A 371-nucleotide genomic window follows, 5' to 3' on the forward strand; every position below is an offset into this window, starting at 1 on the left:
TCTATGTAATAGGTCGAATTACATGACTAATTGATTCAATTATTACTATCAAAGGAGCTAACATAAAAGGAGATCCTTCAGGAACCAAATGAGCAGAACTCATCTTAAACTCCCTAACTCATCCTATCAAAAAAAAAGACAACCAAGCAACTAACCCAACAGACAAAGTTATAACCAAATGTCTAGTACCGGTAAAAACAAATGGTATCAATCCCATACCATTATTTAAAGCAATATATAAAAACAACACCACTCTCACATAAACTACCCCTATCCCATTAGGAGTCGAAATTTCATTATATACATTTCCTAAAGTCCTTACCACTTTTATATAAAACATATTTATCCTACCCAGATCGGAAGAGCGTCGT

1 protein-coding gene is annotated in these 371 nt (G+C 33.7%); it reads right to left on the bottom strand.

The features are described from left to right. Positions 1–118: 118 nt before the first annotated feature. On the bottom strand, positions 119–371 hold a 253-nt coding region (locus tag BB427_RS24625), incomplete at its 5' end, for a hypothetical protein (RefSeq protein WP_217492902.1).

Origin of the sequence: Pseudoalteromonas sp. BMB, assembly GCF_001709235.1 — a bacterium.
Classification (GTDB): domain Bacteria; phylum Pseudomonadota; class Gammaproteobacteria; order Enterobacterales; family Alteromonadaceae; genus Pseudoalteromonas; species Pseudoalteromonas maricaloris.